This is a genomic window from Radiobacillus sp. PE A8.2 (assembly GCF_045635475.1).
Classification (GTDB): Bacteria; Bacillota; Bacilli; order Bacillales; family Amphibacillaceae; genus JBJGXI01.
On sequence record NZ_JBJGXI010000070.1, the window covers coordinates 1 to 19,347 of the forward strand.

The 19,347-nt window shown below is 36.8% G+C and carries 15 protein-coding genes and 1 other annotated feature; of the genes, 7 read left to right on the forward strand and 8 right to left on the reverse strand.

What is annotated here, in order from left to right; genetic code table 11:
• On the reverse strand, positions 1-1,641 hold a 1,641-nt coding region (locus ACI6MV_RS23310), incomplete at its 3' end, for a GspE/PulE family protein (RefSeq protein ID WP_407272733.1).
• 118 nt (positions 1,642-1,759) lie between these two features.
• Positions 1,760-3,142, reverse strand: coding sequence for a type II secretion system protein J (locus tag ACI6MV_RS23315; RefSeq protein ID WP_407272734.1), 1,383 nt, complete (start codon positions 3,140-3,142; stop codon positions 1,760-1,762).
• Positions 3,143-3,221: 79 nt separating this feature from the next.
• On the opposite strand from ACI6MV_RS23315, the gene ACI6MV_RS23320 reads away from it, so the two are divergent.
• From ACI6MV_RS23320 to ACI6MV_RS23335, 4 genes are all read left to right on the forward strand, one after another.
• Positions 3,222-3,635 (forward strand): type IV pilus modification PilV family protein, encoded by a 414-nt coding sequence (locus ACI6MV_RS23320; RefSeq protein ID WP_407272735.1) that lies wholly within the window; start codon positions 3,222-3,224, stop codon positions 3,633-3,635.
• 10 nt (positions 3,636-3,645) lie between these two features.
• Positions 3,646-4,098, forward strand: coding sequence for a hypothetical protein (locus tag ACI6MV_RS23325; protein ID WP_407272736.1), 453 nt, complete (start codon positions 3,646-3,648; stop codon positions 4,096-4,098).
• 341 nt (positions 4,099-4,439) lie between these two features.
• Positions 4,440-4,697 carry a hypothetical protein gene (locus ACI6MV_RS23330; RefSeq protein WP_407272737.1) on the forward strand — a complete coding sequence of 86 codons (258 nt, stop codon included), beginning with the start codon at positions 4,440-4,442 and terminating at the stop codon, positions 4,695-4,697.
• On the forward strand, positions 4,690-6,639 hold the full coding sequence (locus ACI6MV_RS23335; RefSeq protein ID WP_407272738.1) for an insertion element protein: 1,950 nt from the start codon (positions 4,690-4,692) through the stop codon (positions 6,637-6,639). Before ACI6MV_RS23330 ends, ACI6MV_RS23335 begins: the two co-directional genes overlap by 8 nt.
• Positions 6,640-6,696: 57 nt before the next feature.
• On the opposite strand, the gene ACI6MV_RS23340 is transcribed toward ACI6MV_RS23335, so the two are convergent.
• The 3 genes from ACI6MV_RS23340 to ACI6MV_RS23350 form a co-directional block, all read right to left on the reverse strand.
• Complete coding sequence (locus ACI6MV_RS23340) at positions 6,697-7,371, reverse strand: hypothetical protein (RefSeq protein ID WP_407272739.1); 675 nt, start codon at positions 7,369-7,371, stop codon at positions 6,697-6,699.
• Positions 7,372-7,668: 297 nt separating this feature from the next.
• On the reverse strand, positions 7,669-9,399 hold the full coding sequence (locus ACI6MV_RS23345; protein ID WP_407272740.1) for a GGDEF domain-containing protein: 1,731 nt from the start codon (positions 9,397-9,399) through the stop codon (positions 7,669-7,671).
• A 109-nt stretch (positions 9,400-9,508) separates the two neighbouring features.
• Positions 9,509-10,798 (reverse strand): bifunctional folylpolyglutamate synthase/dihydrofolate synthase, encoded by a 1,290-nt coding sequence (locus ACI6MV_RS23350; protein ID WP_407272741.1) that lies wholly within the window; start codon positions 10,796-10,798, stop codon positions 9,509-9,511.
• A gap of 88 nt (positions 10,799-10,886) precedes the next feature.
• On the opposite strand from ACI6MV_RS23350, the gene ACI6MV_RS23355 reads away from it, so the two are divergent.
• Both ACI6MV_RS23355 and ACI6MV_RS23360 read left to right on the forward strand, forming a co-directional pair.
• Entirely contained in the window at positions 10,887-11,789 is a 903-nt protein-coding gene (locus ACI6MV_RS23355) for an ATP-grasp domain-containing protein (protein ID WP_407272742.1), read from the forward strand.
• Positions 11,790-11,791: 2 nt separating this feature from the next.
• Complete coding sequence (locus ACI6MV_RS23360) at positions 11,792-12,643, forward strand: ATP-grasp domain-containing protein (protein WP_407272743.1); 852 nt, start codon at positions 11,792-11,794, stop codon at positions 12,641-12,643.
• A 234-nt stretch (positions 12,644-12,877) separates the two neighbouring features.
• On the opposite strand, the gene ACI6MV_RS23365 is transcribed toward ACI6MV_RS23360, so the two are convergent.
• Positions 12,878-15,529, reverse strand: coding sequence for a valine--tRNA ligase (locus tag ACI6MV_RS23365; protein WP_407272744.1), 2,652 nt, complete (start codon positions 15,527-15,529; stop codon positions 12,878-12,880).
• A gap of 70 nt (positions 15,530-15,599) precedes the next feature.
• Positions 15,600-15,829 (reverse strand) — a binding site (T-box leader).
• Between the two features lie 128 nt (positions 15,830-15,957).
• On the opposite strand from ACI6MV_RS23365, the gene ACI6MV_RS23370 reads away from it, so the two are divergent.
• Positions 15,958-16,149 (forward strand): hypothetical protein, encoded by a 192-nt coding sequence (locus ACI6MV_RS23370; protein WP_407272747.1) that lies wholly within the window; start codon positions 15,958-15,960, stop codon positions 16,147-16,149.
• Here ACI6MV_RS23370 and ACI6MV_RS23375 read toward each other — a convergent pair.
• On the reverse strand, positions 16,146-17,162 hold the full coding sequence (locus tag ACI6MV_RS23375; protein WP_407272745.1) for a hypothetical protein: 1,017 nt from the start codon (positions 17,160-17,162) through the stop codon (positions 16,146-16,148). The genes ACI6MV_RS23370 and ACI6MV_RS23375 overlap by 4 nt on opposite strands.
• 121 nt (positions 17,163-17,283) lie before the next feature.
• Entirely contained in the window at positions 17,284-18,471 is a 1,188-nt protein-coding gene (gene spoVID / locus ACI6MV_RS23380) for a stage VI sporulation protein D (RefSeq protein WP_407272746.1), read from the reverse strand.
• Between the last annotated feature and the right edge of the window lie 876 nt (positions 18,472-19,347).

The following is a 19,347-nucleotide window of genomic DNA, read 5'->3' on the forward strand; positions in this document are numbered from 1 at the left end:
AATCCAAACGTTTGGATTATTTGCCATCGCCACTCGTAAAACTTCTTCAACTGTTGTTAAACCTTGTTTTACTTTTAATAATCCATCATCAATTAAAAACTTCATTCCGCTTTCTTTTGCATAATTGCGGATATCTTTCATAGAGCCATTGATCATCATATGTTGAATGTTATCATCAACAACCAGCAACTCATGTAGGGCCATTCTACCTCGATAACCTGTATGGTGACAGCTATTACATCCTTGGCCCTCAGTAACTTTATTTACTTCAATCCCACGTTCTTCAAACAACTTTTGTTCAATTTCAGTTGGTGTCCGTTTCTGTTGACAGTCTCGGCAAATCCGTTTCACTAACCGTTGCGCCATAATCCCAGATAAAGACGAAACAACGAGATATGGCTCAATATCCATATCAATCAAACGTGGTATTGTAGCAATTGCATTGTTAGTATGCAACGTACTAAAAACGAGATGTCCTGTTAACGATGCCCGTATCGCAATTTCCGCGGTCTCGGTATCACGAATTTCTCCGACCATGATAATATTCGGATCTTGACGAAGTACCGAACGCAACCCTGCTGCAAAGCTTAACCCAATCGAGCTATTCACTTGTACTTGGTTAATCCCATTTAATTGATATTCAACCGGGTCCTCAATCGTAATAATATTCACATCTTCTTTATTGAGCTGATTAAGTGATGCATACAAGGTCGACGATTTACCCGAACCGGTTGGACCCGTAATTAGTAATAGACCCGATGGCTTTTCGATTAGCTTGGAATATTTTTTAAAGTTTTCTTCGCTAAAATCTAATTCCGAAATCTGTTTCAGTACATTTTTCAAATCTAGAATCCGGATAACTACCTTCTCTCCATATACGGTCGGTAGAGTGGAAATACGTAGGTCCACAGGTACATCATTGATTACTGTACCGATCCGACCATCCTGCGGTAGCCTTGACTCAGTTACATTTAAATTTGCCAAAATTTTTATTCTAGCTATTAGAGAGTTGCGAATTTCCTTGGATAATAATCTTTCGGTCCGCAACATTCCGTCTACACGATATCGGATTACAATGTTCGTTTTGTTAGGATCAACGTGGATATCACTTGCTCGCAGTTGAACGGCCGTTTCCAACAATTGGTCCATGATCCGAACAGTTGAGGAATCATCATTTGTTTCTGTTTCACGAACAACTTGATTGGATTGTTGACCACGGTTGTAATGTCGATTTAATGCTTGCATAATATCGTCTTTCGATGCGATTACTGGTGATATAATTAATCCGGTCGACAGCTCTAAATCATCGATCGCATAATAATCCATTGGATCATTCATTGCAACCGTCACTGTGTCGCCATCCTGTTTTACAGGTATAAGTACTTTCTTCTGCGCAAATTCCTTTGTCACAATCTCGACCGCTTTGGGATCAATCGGATAGCGATAAAGTGAGACACTTGGAATGGCTAGTTGTTGCTCTAGTACCTCTATTAGTTGCATTTCTGTAATGATGCCTCGATCAACCAGTGCATCTCCAAGCTTTTGGCCGGGTTTCTTTCGATTTAGTGTTTCAACGATAACATCTTCCGTTAATAATCCTGATTCTTTTAAGATATCACCGAATTTTTTACGCGGTGCCATGAAATTCCTCCTAGGCGTATTTTTCAATAAATTTAAATTTCTCGTTCGCTATAAAAAAAGTAAGAAAGAAAATTTCTTAAACGAGAATATTTATCGAGGTCGAGCGTCTCCAATTCACTTATTCACTGCCAAAAGGATAATCAGCCGGATCACTTACATAGTTCTGAATCGATTTAAAATTAACAGTAGTTCCACCACTAATTACTTCATAACCATCCCTAGCGATTACTAGACCTTCAAAAGAAGAACCACTAAATGTTACTTTCCCATTCGGAGCAAATAATACTCCTGTCATTTGTAAGCCACCGCTGTTTATATTAATATCTCCCTTACTAACAATAATAGCATTAGTAAATGTGGAAACGTATCTACCTAAGTTTTGATCATAATAACTAGCTATATTAATATTATTACCATATAGTCGCATGTCCTCAGGTTTAATTGTCTGAGTATATCCATGATTTGCAAACCATTGATCAGATTTGAGTGGAGGGATTGGATATTCTGGCATCGTAAAACTTTTAACATTTTCCTGCTTTACAAGTTTTGAAAGGATATCTTGTCTATAATTATCTGGATGGTCTAGAGAACCGGTGTAATAAATATTGGAATCCGCTGAAAGAGATGGTGTCCAACCCAATTCAATGTTGCCATTCACATAAACATCTCCATAAATATTGGCATCTTTAAGTCTAAAGTTACCATTAACATAGACATCACCATAAATATTACGCGTCCCGCCCCACAAAGTTAAGTCTCCATTAAAATGAAGATTGCCCGGACTACTTGATGAACCTAGTCCTGCAGCTCCACCGTCAAAAGTAGTAGAACCACCAACATAAATGTTAGAGACGTTACTTAGAGAGCCACCGCCAATTTCACTACCTTTCAAATCTCCTTTTACAACTATTGTCGCCCCTGCTCCATTTATTTGCCTTCCATTAAATACAAATTTCTTTCCATATACAAAAACATTCTCATCTACCAAAAAATCGCCGAGATCCTGTGAACTTGCAGGTAATGTTATTGGCAACGATGCATTTAGAGTATTAATCGTTGTATTTATCTGGTATTCTTGATTATAATCGGTCCCTAACTCTAAGGTTACATACAAAGGCACAGTCGTGTTCACAGAAAGACATGTTTCACCTGTCGATGTTTGATTTAATGCAGCACCATCATTTTCAAATAAAACATCGCTCATACCATGTACCGTAATGTTTTCACTACCTATTATATTATTTTGATTTGAATCAGAATATATTTTTCCATTATTATAACAAAGCTTGTAATTATCACCTTGATGCGCTGTCCTCAATTGCGTTACGATAATATTAGCTTCTTGTCTTAAATCAATATGTGACTGCGTTATTTCGCTATTATTCATTGATGTTATAAGTACACTTGACACGATCCCTACAATCATAGTAGAAAGAGTCAAAGTTGCTAATAATTCAACTAAAGTTAAGCCTGTCTGATTGTTAAACATATTTTTCCGCATTTTAATAGATCACCCAATTAATATTATACTCTAAATTGACAAAAAGTTGGTGAAAGTTGTGAGGTTGCTTAAGAAATATTTGTCGAATTCCCTCGGATTAACACTAATAGAAATACTTGCTTCTCTCGTCATCTTAGGTATTATTCTAATTAGTTTTTTTACTTTTTTTAGTCAAACAATATTTCTTTCAAAAAAAGTGGAAGATAATCTGACTGCTATAAATGTTGGAGAAAAAATATTGTATGAAATGAAAGATACCTATACACCAACTGATTCTGCAGAAACATGCCCTGGAACTAATCCAATTACGTTACCTTCTTTATCCGCGGACAATGTTGGTCAGTATTATTCAATTAATAATAAAAACTATTACCCGAATATTACCGTCTGCCAAACATCTGAAGAAGAAGTGCTTGAATTATATCAGATTCACGTTGAAATCTTTGATGAAGACTCAAAGCTATTAAGTGAAATCTTTGATTACATGGAATGAGGAAGATAGCATGAAAAAAAATATTATTAATCAACAAGGCTATGCTCTTGTACTTGTGTTGCTTACTATAACTGTTATTGGCATACTAACTCCACCCATAATAAACAGTTTACTAAACAGTACACAGCAGTATCAACGAAGTGAGGAAAATATTCAATTACAGAAGTTAATTGAAATGGGGAAAATGTATGCTCGGAAAGAGATTGAGGTTGTCCTGACACCCTTGCCTACTAGTTTAGATGAAGCAAAAGCAACATTACAATCAAGTTTAACTATTGAGGAAGTAAGTTTAGATAGTTCAAATGATAATATGTCCTTCACCGTAAGTTATAAAGATTATGTGATAGAAGCAAATGAGTTAAAGATTACCTATGAAATTACAGCCAAGCTTGAGGATAATAATGAAGTTCTCGCAGAAAAAAACGAATTTGAAACGTTCATAGTAAATAAAGAAAACAGCTAATCTCTTGTAGCTAAAATAATAAAACCCACCTTACACTTTTATTAACGGGTTCGGTTGAGAGGGAGAAAACGTAAAATAACATAGTTTTTGGAGGTGCAATTAACATGCTAATTCGCACCTCCATTTTTTATTGTTATATCAAAGTTTTTTGAAAAAATTCTGTACTTTAACATGCCAATTAGCACCCTATTTAGTATACTGATTCGCAAGCGTACAAAAAATATTGTACTACTGCTAAAAGGTATGTTATTTAGCGTGTTAATTTTTGTGCTAATTTCAGTGTTAAAACCCATGTTAATTGGTTATGCTAATTAAAAATAAGATAAAAGGAGTGTTTTCATATGGAATTTATTGAACCTAGAAATATTAATGCTGATAAAGTAGATTGGCTTATCTCAGAACGTGTTAGAGCTATCGTCTCTTACTACGCAGAATACACAGAATACACGGAAAGCGATGTAGTGGATAAACTATTGCTAAATATACTGGATGACAAAAAGTTTATAGAGTGGATAAAAGACAAAAGAAACAACAAGCGGATTATTAAGCAGGTGAACCTAGAACATTTAATAGAGGAAAAGGAAGAGGAAGTTGGCTAAGCTAAAAAGACTACTCTCAAAGGACGACGTTATATTAGAAGTCGCTAACCCTGTTACGGAAGAGGAGCTGAAAAATAGACATAAGGATTATCATGTCTTACCTCCAAGGAAATTTGGAACAAAGTACAGAAATTTGTTGTTTAAACCAGTTGAATTTACCCTTTTTAATAAGGGTTATTCTCTTCAATTCAACTTTTGTACAAATCCTTACTGTAAGTGGCAAGGTCTACAACAAGAGAAATTTGACACAAAGGGAAAGCCCAGTCGTTATAGATTAGATGCTCCAGGTGATGAAAGAAAACAGATTAAATGTAATCCTGATCCAGTAAATCCTAATAGAGGTGCTACACTTGGTTGCAAGTCTGCCGCATTATCTAACTGGTCTATTTCCGAAGAAATACATAGATTGATTCGAATAAATAGCATAAAGGTTGATGAACCTGCTTACAACTTTCATAAGGAAGGATGTTCTCAACACGGGCAAACTCCCTTTAAATCACCATTCCTATTTTACAGACAAGGGAAAAGTAGTAGCACGGGTGCTCAACAATGGCAATGCAAAACATGTAAGAAAAAGACAACACTCAGACCAGATGGTAAAAAATCAGTTGTGTATAATCAGAAGCGCAGCGAGATTAATCTCTTATTTACTAAGTTATTGCTAAACAGAGAACCAATAACTAGGGCTTGTGAAGTGTTAGAAATTGCAGATGGAACATATTATGAAAAATTAGAATTTATTTACCGTAGATGCCTTGAATTCCTAGAAAGAAACGAAATCAAACCATTGCAAGAAAAAGAATTTAAAGAGATGTGGATTAATACAGATAAAATGAATTATCATCTAAATAATGTACGCAAGAAAGGGATGGGCGGCAGAAAGTATAGTGATGTTGAGGATTCTGTTTTCCCTACTAATGTGGTTATTAGTGCTGATGTATTTTCTAGATATGTGTTTAGAAGTGACGTATCTTTTGATTGGGATGCTTCTCTTAGTGACATTGAGGAAGATACAATTCAATTTAAAGATGACCATTTAGGAATATATGCTAGAAAAAATGCGAGGTTCACGAAATTCTCTTATTATCCTCAAGAACCTTCTGCAAACGACACCCAAACAAAAGCAGAATATAATTATGATTTGTCTAGGTTCGAAAAAAGAAAGAAATATGCAGATGGATTACACGTTAACTCAACTTACACAAGCACTGCCCATTATTGGCTCATTAAAGAATTGGTAAATGCGTCAGAATGGCGTTTCATTACAGACGAAGATAGTTCTCTTATTACGGCTATCTTTCGAGTATTTGCAATGGAAATTCGGTTAAGCGATGGGCATCACTTCTTATGTCAAACTGATAAAACTAAATCAAGGAAACAAGCTCGCCAAGAGTTTAGTGATGCGAAAAATGTTTTGCTAGAATGGGGTGATAACAATGGATATAACACAAGATCACTCAGAAAGTTAGCTAAACTGCAGCTAGAACAGTTATTTGAAAAACATCGCTTTCACAAAGAGGTTAAAACATCAACTGGTTCTCATTTTAGATATGCTGACAATCCCATAGAACATCCATTAGCTACCATAGATAGAGGATATCGTTCCTTTGATTGCACCACCAACTTATCATCAGTGGAGCCAAATGATATTGCGGAACTAATATTAAATGTAAATGACAACGCAACTAATGCCTTTATTCAGCAAATAAGAAGAAGACTCTCGATACTCGAGAGGCCCTTATCAACTGCTAGGGCAGATTTGAAGAGCTATATTTACGCCAACTTCAACCCTAAGTATGCTCAGATGGCCATAACTATTTTGAGAACTTATTATAATTTCTGTTTACCTTATAAGACTGGCAAGATAAATAAGACACCAGCTCAACGTTTAGGTATTGCAGATAAGATTTTTGAACTGAAAGATATCATTTATTTAAGGTGATAAAATAACAGAACTAAAAAGGAGCTTGGAAATTCAAGCTCCTTTTTAGTTCTGTTATTAAGTTTCTTCCTTATCTAATGTTTTTATAAAATCGTGAAGTTCTTCTTCACTCTCTCCTTTAAAAATAATACCTTCGTGATCTGTCATGATATATGTGATCGAATCTTCAAATAATCCTAATAGCTCTTTCTCGTTTTTAACTTCACTGCTAGAACGTCTCATTGATATTGTGTGAACTGGAACATCCTTATCAATTTCTGGAGGAGAGAATGATCCGTTTTCATCAGGTTTCAAATTGTAAATGTAAAGTCCATAATCGCCTTCACTCGCTGTCATCTCTAAAACAATTTCCTCTTTTGTATAAGGATTGATGGTTACCTTTTCTGTTTTATAAGTCGGTAGATTTTCATTATCTAAAAGCGCATCAATCGTGACTAATTCTTTTTCATAACTCCCCTTGATTTCAACAGACACTTTTTGCCCCATTTTTAAATCATCAAGGGCTTTTGCTTCGGTTGTTTCTGCTAAAAATGCTTCAACAACCTTTGCATTTTCCTCTACATCCATTGTTTCTCGTTGTTCTTTTGTTAATGTGTCTCCTACATAAACAACAAATGAATTTTCTTCCTTGTTAATGTGATTTATTTTTCCTTCAATAGTCACTGTATCATTTTGCGCACATCCCGTTATTAACAAAGATATAAGTGTAATAATGCCAACATAAACCTTCATAAAAAACTCCCCCTTTATAAAAATAACTTACCATAAGAAGCCCTCTTCCTTATTGAAGTATTTGCTTCGTTTAAGATCGATACTTCACAATCTCACTTAATTGTATCACTAAATGGTAAGGATTTACCAAAAAAACAAGAAAAAACAGACCCAAGATTGGGCCTGCTAATCTCCTTGATATTTAATTTGTTAATTAACATGCTAATTATACAATTAGAAAAGGAGTTATTTTCATTGCTAATTACATTTTTCTCCCTCTCAACCGAACCCGTTAACACTTTTATAAGGTGGGTTTTATCATACATTAATCATTTTCTCATATACCGCAACTTTATTCCGTCCCTTTTGCTTTGCACCAACATACATCGCACGATCTGCGTGCCTAACAAGTTCTCGCGGATCTTCACAATGATCTGGATAAGAGGCTACACCAATGCTGGCTGTTACTTCAACACTGATTTGCGACTCTTCGATTAAAATGTGCTGGTCTAATTGAAACGGTATATCGGATATCGCACTATGGATGGCGTTGGCGACATATTCGCTCTGCCCTTGGTCAATTCCAGGAAGTAAAACAACGAACTCTTCCCCGCCATAGCGTGCAACAGTTCCTTCTTCTCCAACGACATTTAATAAACGTGTTGCTAATTGCTGAAGGATTTCATTCCCGCTTTCATGACCATATGTATCATTTATCGCTTTAAAATGATCTAAATCTAACAATATTAATGATGCTCGTTCGTTGTTAGATTTGCATGATTTTTCAAAAAACTGATCCAAATACTCCTCCATATAGCGATAATTATATAAATTAGTTAATGAATCTCGTTCACTTTTGAATTTTGTTTTTTCATAGTTATTAGCATTTGTTATCGATACTGCAAGATAGTTCGTTAAGATTTCTAAAATCATAATTTGATATCTTAGATATGCCCCTTTTCGTTTAGAAACTAAGGTGACAACCGCTACGATGTGATTATTTCTTTCAACTGGTAAAGATACAATGCTTTCCCCAACAATTTGGAGATCAGGAACATCCATTTGATCCCATTCTTTGTGCGATTGATAATGTACTGATTCTCCTCGTCCCCATACATTACCACTAATAGATTCAAACTTATTTAAGCGAATATTACCTGGAAACGGCAACTTCTTCTGTGTATCATGAAATCGAGAGAGTTCCAAATATTCATCATTTACTACCTCATAAACAAAGGCATAATCAACTGGCAATAAATTGGTTACACGTTCTACAAATAGATCAATTACCTCATTTACTTCTAATTGCCCCGTTAATTCATGCCCAATTTCGCTCGTTCGTTTTAGGTAATAATTTATGTTTTGCGTTTTATAATAGAGGGTGAATATAAACGAAATACTTATAAATGGTACGCCAACATAGAAAATTGCAGTAACCCCAATATCAGCATACAAAATATATAAAATAAGGCCAACAGGTAAAGTGAGTGCTGTTGTTATTAAATCCCAGATCAAATCTTTATCAAAGATACGTTTCGCTTGCCCGTTAATTATTCGTTTAAATAGCATTATAATCAGCTGATTTGTCACGAATGCCGAAATAACATAACCAATGACGGGTATTATTCCTTGGAGTGTCTGATAATTTATTATCCCATGCCCCCCACCTAATAGGCGATAGACAAAAGCAGATAAAACCGATACACATAAAAACATAAGTAAATTGGCTGGTAACCGGTAATGCTCACTTATACCAATTCGCAGCTTAAAAAATAGGACGAGTACAGCAATTTGCGTTAGAATGACCTCAGCTAATATTCCATAATATAGAAATACAGCAAATCCTACTGCATTGATGAAAAAAACTGGTGTATTGTTCACAATCAGCGGAAAAAAAGCAATAATGCACATTAATAGGCCAAAAGCGATAATTCCCAACCATTCTACCGAAGTTTCAGAATGTATTATATGTGGGATTTTCATTAAAATAACAGGCCAGATGCAGAGCCATGCAACCCATAAAGAAATTTGCTTTCTTCTTGATATCATACTTTTTACAACTCCCCAAATAGTTCCTTATACTTACTTAATCTGAAAAAAGCACGGCCGATTTGTTCCTGTTATATACAATTATAGACATTTATTTATAGCTTATCAATTACTTTTTTTCTAAATTTTTCCTTATTAAACCGATAAAATGTAAGGATCCTGTTACAAATAAAATCGTTTCTTTATTTGTTTGATCAGCTAAAAATGATTGAAGTGTCAGTTTCCAATCATCTGTTACAACAATTTCTTTTCCAGACGCCTGCATTAAATCTTCAACAGTCGCAGAACGTGGATGGTTAAAAGAACTTGCAGTAACCATATCAAAATCAGATGTAAGTGCCGTAAGCATTTCTTTTATCGGTTTATCTCTAAACGCGGCAAAAAGCAACGCCTTCTTTTGACTTGGATAATACCGTTCTACCGTAGATAAAAATGCTGTAACCCCTTCTTGATTATGGGCGCCATCTACAATAACCGTTGGATTATCATGTACTTGTTCAAATCGTCCACGTATGACTGCTGTTCCAAATGCTGCTATAGTGATTTTATCAACTAGCGTTAGCCCCTGCTCTTTCAATTTTTCCAGTCCCATACACGCAAGTGCAGCGTTACCTACCTGGTGTTCACCTTTCATCGCTAAAATTACGTCAACTAATTTCTGATTTCCTGACAAAAAGGTAAATGACTCTTGCTTTTCGGTAGTAAGCTTCCGATCTACTATACGGAATTCTCGGTTCAACTCAAATATGGGTGCATTTTTGATTTCTGCTTCCTGCTTGATAACTTCACGTGCTTCAGGTTGTGCTACTCCTGAGATAATCGAAACCCCCCCTTTGATTATCCCAGCCTTATGACGTGCAATTTGCTCATAACTATTGCCTAAAAATGGCGCATGATCCATGCCTATGTTCGTGATAATACTTAAACACGGCTCAATACAATTCGTAGAGTCGTCCGTTCCACCCATATTGGTTTCGATTATGGCAATATCGACTACATCAGCAAAATAAACAATCGCAAGCATAAAAATAATTTCATATTCTGTCGGAGGGTCGCCTGTCACATCAAGCCCATTAATTACTGGAGCTAATTGATTCATACAATCAATAAGTGAAGTATCCGACATAACTTCATCATTAATATGAAAATGATCGTTGATTTTATCAATACTAGGAGAGGTATATGTACCAACCTTATAACCGTTCTGCTTCAAAGCTTCTTTCATATATGTAAGTGTAGAGCCCTTACCATTTGTTCCGGCAACATGAACAGCTCTTATCTGTTTCTCTGGGTGATCTAACGCGTCTAGCATTTGATCCATTCGAGATAATCCTAATTTAATTCCAAGACTTCTTCTATCCTGAAAGAATTGGTATACTTCTTTTATATGACAAAACATCATCAAATACCTGCCTAAACTATAAAATTTAATATAAAAGTTATTATACCAATAATTATCAACGGAAAGATAGGAAAGGAATGTATCTATGCATCTTCATGGTTGGGTAATTTATAATGGCCATTTGGCTGAACATAAATTTTTAGATTATGCAGAGTGGATTAAACAAGCTGCAGCCAAGCAAGACATTACCATCGATATAAAAAAAAATAACCAGCTATTATCAATATTAGATATGAATACATTTCATTTTGTCGACACTCTGTCAGCAAACAAACCAGATTTTGTTTTGTTTGCCGATAAAGATATTGCATTAGCTAGACAATTAGAATATATCGGTATCCCTGTGTTTAATAGTGCAGAATCGATTGAGATAAGTGACAATAAAATCTCAACTTATCAAAGATTGACACTGCAACGACTACCAATACCCAAAACAATTGTCGGGCCGAAAGTATTTCCTGGTGTGCGCAGTATTGACATCCCTGTATTAGACCAAGTGATAGAAGAACTTGGGGGTTTTCCCTTAATTATTAAAGAAGCGTATGGTTCGTTTGGAGAACAAGTTTATTTAATTGATTCTAAACGAGAATTACAAGACAAGATTAATTCGATAGAAGATAGACCGATTTTATTCCAACAATTCATTTCCACGAGTTATGGAAAGGATGTCCGCTTAAACGTTGTCGGTGACGAGGTTGTCGCATCGATGCTGCGACAGTCAAGTGGTGATTTTCGTGCCAACGTATCCGTAGGTGGTACCATGCAAGTTTATCAGCCATCTCACTACGAAAAACAGCTCGCAATAGCGGCAACAAAGGCGATTGGAGCTGATTTTGCAGGCATTGACTTATTGTTTGGTGAAAACGGACCAGTTATTTGTGAAATTAATTCTAATGCGCACATTAGAAATATTTATGAATGTACTGGCGTTAATGTTGCGGATTTTATGATCAAGTATGTAGTGGAAAAACTTGGAGAGGGAGAATAGTTTTGAAGGTAGGATGGTTAATTTACAAACAGGAAGATGCCGTTAAAAATATGTCCTTCATCGACTGGTTTATAGATGAATGCAAGCAGCAAGAACTAAAGCTTGTCCTCGTTTACAGAGAGCACTTGGATATTGGTGTTTATAACGGAAAGTTAGCTCTGCACCAAAACAATCTGGAGTGTAAACCACCTGATTTCGCAGTAATACGGACAATCGATCCATTACTGAGCCAACATCTCGAGCTGATGAACGTTCCTGTGTTTAACTCGTCTGCTGTATCGATGATGTGTAATCATAAAGCAAACACCCACCAAGCATTAGCTCAACTCCAGATTCCAATGGTCGATACAGTTTTCCTAAAGAAAGATCTGCTTCCTAGTAAGCCGCCACTTTCCTTACCCGTTGTAATGAAAGCTGCAACAGGTCGTGGTGGCAACCAAGTTACAATGATACACACACAGACTGCCTGGGAACAATTCAGCAAGCACACCTACGCTGATGATGTAGTTGTTCAAGCTTGTAATGTGCAACTTGGGAAGGATGTACGAGTTTTTGTAGTAGGAAAAACTATTGTCGGGGCAGTGCTTCGCGAAAGCACTACAGATTTTCGTGCCAATTTTACACTCGGTGGAACGGCGAAATGGTATGAATTGAATCAAGTAGAACTCACACTTGTCCAATCAGTTGTCGATTATTTTGATTTCGGAATGGTTGGGATCGATTTTTTATTTGATTATGACGGTAATTTACTTTTCAATGAAATAGAGGATGTTGTAGGCAGTAGAACGTTGAGTGAGGTTAGTAATGTAAATATTATTAAGCTTTATGTAGCTTGGATAAAGGAAAGGATCTAACCCCAAATAACAGTGACTCTTTACGGATTGTATTAGCTAGAATTCTATATTTACTAAAATTATTATTCCCTACTATCGTTAAAAGACGGTCTGCAAATAGTGTAGGAATAGTTATAAAACCTGCATTCATATTCAGGAAAGATTGACAAGATAAGATGGATTGTTCGTAACACAAAATATTGAAATGAATACAAAAAGGGAGCATAAGCCATTTGCTTATGCTCCTTAGCTATTTTATGTTTGTAATTCCTTCATTCTCGCTTCTACCTTCGCTCGTTTATCCATATAATCCTTTTGCTTCTGTCTTTCTTCTTCAACTACTTTTTCTGGTGCTTTACTTACGAATCCTTGGTTGGATAGCTTCTTTTCTACAAGTTCGACTTCTTTTGTCCATTTATCCAATTCCTTTTGCAAGCGAGCAACTTCTTTGTCAACATCAATTAAGCCTTCCAATGGTAAATACAGCTCCGCTCCAGTAATAACCGCTGACATCGCTTTTTCAGGTGCAATGACTTTGGTAGCAATCGTTAGTTCACTTGGATTACAGAAGCGTTCTAAATAGTGTCTGTTCGCTTCTAACTGGCTAACGATCGTGTCATTTTCTGCTTGAATGAGCAATTGAATTTGTTTCGACATTGGCGTGTCAACTTCAGCACGAATGTTACGTACAGAGCGAATGATTGCTACTAAACGCTTCATTTCATCTGCTGCTGTTGCATCGTGCAAGTCGTTACGCGCTTCTGGCCAAGCTGCTTGTGTAATCGATGCACCTTGATGTGGTAACTGCTGCCAAATTTCCTCTGTGACAAATGGCATAAACGGATGTAACATTCGCATGATTTGATCAAGTACATAAGCTAAAACGGATCTTGTTGTCTGTTTTGCTTCTTCGTTTTCACCGTAAAGTGGAAGTTTCGCCATTTCAATGTACCAGTCACAGAAATCATCCCAAATAAAGTTGTATAAATGTCTGCCCGCTTCACCAAACTCGTATTTATCGGCATTTTTTGTTACAAGCTCAATCGTTTCGTTTAATCTTGTTAAAATCCATTTATCCGCAACTGATTTTTCACCAGATAGATCGATATCTTCATATTTCATATCTCCAAGGTTCATTAGTGTAAAACGAGAAGCATTCCAAATCTTGTTGATAAAATTCCACGTTGATTCTACTTTTTCCCACTGGAAACGTAAATCCTGACCTGATGTCGAACCTGTTGATAGGAAATATCTTAGCGAATCTGCGCCGTACTTTTCAACAACATCCATCGGGTCAATTCCATTACCAAGTGATTTACTCATTTTACGACCATCTGCGTCACGAACAAGTCCGTGAATAAGCACGTCTTTGAATGGACGTTGACCGGTAAACTCAAGGGATTGGAAAATCATACGTGATACCCAGAAGCCGATAATGTCATAGCCCGTTACGAGTACATTTGTCGGAAAATAACGCTTATAATCTTCTGCTTCTGTATCCGGCCACCCCATTGTCGAAAACGGCCATAGTGCCGATGAGAACCACGTGTCTAACACATCATTGTCTTGAGACCAATTTTCTGGATCTGTTGGGGCTTCTTTACCAACATGAATTTCACCTGTTTCATTATGATACCAAGCTGGTATTCGGTGTCCCCACCATAACTGTCTAGAAATACACCAGTCACGTGTGTTTTCCATCCAATGTAAATATGGATGCTCAAAGCGCTCTGGTACAAACGTTACTTTTTCATCATCAGATTTCTTTTGTAACGCAATTGCTTCATCTGCTAACGGCTGCATCTTAACGAACCATTGTGTAGATAAATACGGTTCAACGACAGCGCCACTGCGCTCAGAATGTCCAACAGAATGCATATGATCTTCAATTTTGAAAAGAATGCCTTCTTCTTGCAAGTCTTTGACAAGCTGTTTACGACACTCAAACCGGTCCATACCTGTGTATTTTGCTGCTTTTTCATTCATCGTGCCATCTTCGTTCATAACAAGAATGCGTTGCAAGTTATGACGGTTACCAATTTCAAAGTCATTCGGGTCGTGTGCTGGTGTAATTTTAACCGCACCAGAACCAAATTCCATATCAACATAGTCATCCGCAACAATCTCAATTTCGCGACCAACAATTGGCAATATAAGCGTTTTTCCAATTAGGTGTTTGTAGCGGTCATCTTCAGGGTGTACAGCAACTGCTGTATCTCCTAGCATTGTTTCCGGACGAGTCGTAGCAATTTCGATATGACCGGAGCCATCTTTTAACGGATACTTCATATGATAGAAATGACCTTGAATTTCCTCGTGAATAACCTCGATATCAGAAAGTGCTGTTTTTGTTTTCGGATCCCAGTTAATAATATATTCACCGCGGTAAATCAAACCTTTTTCATAAAGCTGAACAAACACTTCTTTAACCGCTTCGGAGAGCCCCTCATCTAAGGTAAATCGTTCTCTTGAATAATCAAGTCCAAGTCCAAGGTTTTCCCACTGCTTACGAATGAAATCCGCATATTCTTCTTTCCAACCCCACGCTTGCTCAAGAAATTTTTCACGCCCCAAATCATGGCGACTTTGCCCTTGCTCACGTAGCTTTGCTTCTACCTTCGCCTGTGTTGCGATACCGGCATGGTCCATACCTGGTAACCATAAAACGTCATAGCCTTGCATCCGTTTCATCCGGCTAATAATGTCCTGCAATGTTGTATCCCAAGCATGGCCAAGGTGCAGTTTACCAGTTACGTTTGGCGGCGGGATTACGATTGTAAAAGGTTGTTTGTTGTCGTCTTGTGTTGCTTCAAAAAATTTACCGTCAACCCAAAACTTATAACGGTCCTGTTCTACTGCCGTAGGATCATATTTCGGTGGCAAGGATACTTCTTTATTTTGTTCCAAACCAATTTCCTCCTTCAAAAAAACACTGTGATAAGATAAAAGCAGAAAAACAAAAAAATCCCATCATCCAAAAAAGGACGAAAAGGATTTATTTTCCGTGGTACCACCTTTGTTTATAGAAAAATACATATCTATACACTTCATTCAGGTAACGGCTCTGCACCGGCTTCTTCTACTATCGTTCAAAGAAGCAGCATCCAAGGCGACATTCCAAAGCAATCATCCTAGGAAATCTTTCAGCAATACGATTTCCCTCTCTACAAGCATTCACTTTGTACTCTTCCTTATCACAGCTTTTATTCGTGTTATTTTATATAATAGCTATTTTATCCAAAATAACACAAATAAGTCAACACCGAAATACTTTTTTATGCACAAATAGGCAAGGCTCTAACATACAATACACCAAAAGAAGATAAAGAGGTGAAATCATGGCACGTTTCTATCGATATCGGCTTCCACCTTGGTGTAGAACCTGGCTGCTCATTATTGAAAGAGCCTTGTTACCTATTTTGATATTCCAACTATGCCGTACATTATTTTTCCCGACAACTTTTGATGTTCTATTGTTAGGTTTTCTTGTCGGCTTATTTACTGCGTTTTATTTACAATGGATTTAGTCATCTTCAGCTGCCTGTTGTAACGCTAGTCTTCTTTCATATAAGTAATGCTGCATGGATAACCCGTGCATCAATCGTCTATATGATTGCTCCAGTGAGCGAATTTGAAATGGTTGTGCCTTTTTGGCATTCTTCTTTTCATAGCTTTCAATTACAGATAAATAGGAAGAAGGATACAACAAATAGATCGCCAGCAAACTTTTCTCGCTTGATGCTAGTGGATTATATTTTTCATATATTGGAAATGCATTAATCAGTTGATCCATATAACTGTCGTGATACTGAAAAGCATGATAGTAATAAATGGCTAAATCCGTCATTGAATTTCCAAAAAAAGATCGTTCCCAATTTATAAAATACGTTTGACTATTTTGATAGACCATATGCGTGGTCCTTAAGTTACCATGGCACATACAGGAGTATAATAATTTGTCCTCGGTAACATCTTCCAAATAATAGTCATACCAATCGTCCAGCTCGGAAAAGACTTGCTCTAAATCACGAAATTGCATACACACGCGTAATTCGAACGGGGACATGAAACGTCTCCGTTCGTACTTTTCCACGTAAGATAGCAACTTTCTGCGCAATTGTGCTAGTTGATTTTTCTCATTATCAATCAGCTTCTCAATATCCTTCACATCAATTTTTTGTTCGTTTTTTGTCTGTTTGTGAATTTTGGCGATGGAGGCATAAAACGATTCAATTTCATGCTCCGGCTCATCTGATTCTATTTGTTGTTTCCACGGGGAAAGATAATAAATTTCCTGTTGATCTTGAACAAAAATACCCCTATTGTTCGTCATATAAATTGGCACAATAGCGGACAATTGCTGTTGGCTAGCTGTTTGATATACATGTTTCCATTGATTAATATTTGTATCCTTTAAACGAGAGCGCTTCAAGGCAAAGGAATATTGTGAGCTTTGGACTTGGTACAACCGATTAGTTATTTGTCTAACCTCTGTTGGCGCTAATTGATACGCTTGTAAAACCTTATATATAGTTTCCATCATTCTCACTCCACTGCTTTTAAACTTTATCGTAAAGAGTTTGTTCAAAACGTACTTAAAGTACTCTTAAATAAAATCCCTTGTCACTTTAAAAAATGTGTCAAGGGATTGATTTCGAACATTATCGTTTAGCGTGTGAATGGACTGGAATATATAATATTTGCCCTGCTGCTATACTGTCATCTTCGAGTCTATTTGTCCTAGTTATGTGGAATGGGGAGACATCATACTTTTCAGCAAGTGATTCTAACGTATCCTGTTCTTGAACAATACACATTTTCATACTTGAGTAACGTTCCTCTTTATCTTCAAAAATATTTAGTAGATATGTTGTATCGTCTTTGGTACGCTCTTCTTTTTGTCCATCAAGATTATCATCGTCTTCCTGATAATAAGCATTATTATCATATCCATGGATGGAAACTACATCTTTTTTCTTTGTTCCACTTTCAATACTAGACGATTCTTCGATATCTGCCTCATCTTTAATTACTACTTGAGGCTTTGCAAAAAATTCGGCAAAGCTTTGCGATTTTTTCTTCTTTTTTGATTTTTCTTTTTCGGCAGGTTTTTCTACACTTTCTTCTTGTTCCTCACTTGCAACTACTTCTTCTCTATCTGTTTCCTGTTCTGGCTCTACCTCTAGTTCTGGTTCATCTCTAGCGATAGCATCTTCGAACGGTTTTCTCGCCTCTTCTTTCTCTTCCTCAGGCTCTGCCTTTTCTTTGACATCGAAAGAGAAAGATTCACCAGCTGGAGGGGGAGGGGGCTCGATAGGAGATGACTCCATTGGATAATCGTACGTATCTGGCTCTACAACTTCTTCACGATCAACTTCCAAACTACCGCCTGGTGTTTGATACTTATCCTCTTTCACACCATGAATGGAAACCGACGCATTTAAAAGCAGCTGGCTGTTCTCTGGCAGTTCATAATCGAATGAGTCAATACCTACCAAAATATCATCCGTCGAATTAATCCGATATTTCGGGATCGATATTTCCACAGGAAAACTATGAAAAAACTCATTCACACCATCCTCATAGCTGTCCACTCGATCAATAAACCGCTGGGAAGGGTGGTCTCGAAATGACAACACCTGATCCTCTTCATCACTAGCTTCTTTTACTTGAAAATACTCCCCTTTTAATTCAATTACACCTCGAATCGATACAAAATCATCGAATTCTTGAATAGAAATCTCAGGCTCCAAAGAGATTCCCATTATCTCATCAACTTCCTGTCCTTTTTTAAACCATAAAGACTCGTTTAAATCAAAGTTAAACACTGACTTATCACCGTTAGTCAACACTAATTCCTCCCCTCAGAATCATCCGTAATCGAACATCACCCTCATGTTTAGATATATGAAATTTATTATGAAATATGCTTTAAAAAGCAAGAACGATAGAATGAGGGGATTATTAAAACGGGTAACTACTTTAATATGTAATTCAGGTGAGTCAATTTCATAATTACCTTATACAGCTATCTTCATCCATATATAGTTCGGATACGGTTAAATCCGACTATATATGGATGAAGATAGTTAAAAATCAGTATTATGAAATTGACTCAGTTATCAAGAAAAATCGTTTTAGTAGATCGTTAATTAAAGGCGTTTAGGATCTGGCAGGAAGGAAATCAGTCTTCAGTAAGTAGAATAGAAATTGAGCGGACATATAGGGGCTTATTTCTTCTAAAATTCCAATTATGACTATTAGCCGGCCATCAGCACCGTTATGTACTAATAATAGCCTACATTAGCAGTGATTGTATTCAAATAAGCGTACTGGTGGCCGCACAAAATTAAATACGCGTCATTTGTCACAGATAAGCGCGCTAGTGTCCGCCTAAAAACTCAACGGTTATAATTTCACATATCTGAGCAACCACCTCATCTTCATAGCACTACTGAGCCACCAAAAACTCACCAACCTATTCCCAGTATTCGAAATCATCCCAAGAACAAAAGCGCAGAGCGCCGGTTAGCGACGTACGGACTGGGACTGCGATTACTCGCCCCACCGAAAACATTTGGACTGAACCGCAGGAGATAAAGGAAACATGCCCCTGCATAAGGGGTATGTCGACGTTGGACGACAAGTCCGCATTTAGTCGACCTTCTATAAAACCTCTCAGATTCTTGGCCTAGGAGAATCTGGCTTACGCCAGTTATCTAAAA

What these genes read in the sequence shown, in the direction of transcription:
- ACI6MV_RS23325 (WP_407272736.1), top strand. Translation starts at nt 3,646, where the DNA reads ATGAAAAAAAATATTATTAATCAACAAGGCTATGCTCTTGTACTTGTG.
- ACI6MV_RS23345 (WP_407272740.1), bottom strand. Translation starts at nt 9,399, where the DNA reads ATGATATCAAGAAGAAAGCAAATTTCTTTATGGGTTGCATGGCTCTGC.
- ACI6MV_RS23375 (WP_407272745.1), bottom strand. Translation starts at nt 17,162, where the DNA reads ATGGAAACTATATATAAGGTTTTACAAGCGTATCAATTAGCGCCAACA.
- ACI6MV_RS23340 (WP_407272739.1), bottom strand. Translation starts at nt 7,371, where the DNA reads ATGAAGGTTTATGTTGGCATTATTACACTTATATCTTTGTTAATAACG.
- ACI6MV_RS23355 (WP_407272742.1), top strand. Translation starts at nt 10,887, where the DNA reads ATGCATCTTCATGGTTGGGTAATTTATAATGGCCATTTGGCTGAACAT.
- ACI6MV_RS23330 (WP_407272737.1), top strand. Translation starts at nt 4,440, where the DNA reads ATGGAATTTATTGAACCTAGAAATATTAATGCTGATAAAGTAGATTGG.
- ACI6MV_RS23350 (WP_407272741.1), bottom strand. Translation starts at nt 10,798, where the DNA reads ATGTTTTGTCATATAAAAGAAGTATACCAATTCTTTCAGGATAGAAGA.
- ACI6MV_RS23315 (WP_407272734.1), bottom strand. Translation starts at nt 3,142, where the DNA reads ATGCGGAAAAATATGTTTAACAATCAGACAGGCTTAACTTTAGTTGAA.